This is a genomic window from Stenotrophomonas sp. GbtcB23 (assembly GCF_019091045.1).
Lineage (GTDB): Bacteria > Pseudomonadota > Gammaproteobacteria > Xanthomonadales > Xanthomonadaceae > Stenotrophomonas > Stenotrophomonas rhizophila_A.
Window position 1 is genome coordinate 1 of the sequence record NZ_JAGXKC010000115.1, and the last position, 1,400, is coordinate 1,400.

General features: G+C 61.6%; 1 protein-coding gene. It reads left to right on the forward strand.

Going from position 1 to position 1,400, the window contains the following annotated elements:
• The first annotated feature begins 83 nt into the window (after positions 1-83).
• A complete protein-coding gene (locus KVS69_RS18225; protein WP_217539410.1) occupies positions 84-1,121 on the forward strand; it encodes an IS110 family transposase in 1,038 nt (345 codons plus the stop codon).
• Positions 1,122-1,400: the final 279 nt, after the last annotated feature.

The window sequence follows — 1,400 nt, forward strand, 5'->3', positions numbered from 1 at the left end:
GGTAATTGGATGGACTCGCCCCTCGCCGAGGCGTCTGGGCGCCATGGTGGCAACCTATAGCCACCAACAGCGAGGGACGAGCCATGAACAAGGTTACGCCAGCTTTTGTACGTTTGGCTGTGGATCTGGCCAAGCAAGTATTCCAAGTCGCCGGGGAGGACGCCTGCGGCCGCGTGGTTTACGAGGAACGGATCAAGTCCCGCCCTGCATTCAGCAAGCTGTTGGCTGGCCTGGGTGCACAGGTGGAAGTGTTGTTGGAGACCGGTCCAGGTGCCCAGGCGTGGGCCCGCCAGGTGCAGGAGGCGGGAGCCAAAGTGCGCATTCTTCCTGCCCAGCGCGTGGCCGAGCATCGCAGCGGGGCCAAGAACGACCGCAATGACTGTCTGGCGATCCTGCGAGCCGGGCGCGACGAAGCGATTCATGGTGTGCCGGTTAAAACGGTCCACGCTTTGGAGATGCAGGCCGAGCACCGGGTACGCACTGGCTATATCCGTCGACAGACATCCATTAGCAACCAGGTACGGGGAATCCTCCTCGAGCATGGAATTGCCATCGCCAAATCCAATTCCGCGTTGGCCTTGTGGGTGACCCGTATCCAGCAGGACACCAGCTTCCCGATACCAGAGATGCTGCGCGAAATCATCGCGGACCTATGGGCCGAATGGGAGCACTTGGGGCAGCGTCGCAAGCGGCTTGATCGTCAACTGGAGCAGATTGCGCAGAACGATGAGGTGGCGCGTCGGCGGATGACCATCCGCGGGTTTGGTCCGATCATGACCACCGCGTTGCTGGCCAAGCAGACCCAGCCGGAGCGTTTTCCCAATGCCCGCCAATTTGCAGCGTATTTTGGGCTGGTGCCCGACCAGCACAGCAGCGGATCCACCGTACGCCTTGGTCGGATGACCAGACGCGGCGACGGCTACATCCGAAGCTTGGCGGTGACGGGCGCGCAGTCGGTACTGCATCGTGTCAGAGCTGACGCCACCGGGGCCGATGACAAACGATTGCAGCGCTGGTGTCGGCAGCATGGAAAGAAAGGCGCTGCCATCCGCCTGGCCAACCGCAATCTGCGCATCGCTTGGATACTGATGACCACCCAGGCCGAGTACCAGCCCCAATAGGAGCCGATTAGACCAAACAAACGCGTTTCCGCCACCGGGTGCCCAGCACCCGCGCCGCTGCTTGAAGAAACGGGATACAGGTCAGACCGTCGCGAAATGATGCCTGCGACCCTACCGGCCCTTGAGGCCTCTCGGTAATTGGCATATCGCGAGCTCAACCAATTTTGGCCGGCAGGCGTACGCGCCCGCCCACGAAGGCCTGATACATAGATGCAGCCGGTTCCCGGGCCTAAAAGCAGCTTGACGATGGGGGCGAGTCCATACATAGGGTCGGTTCCC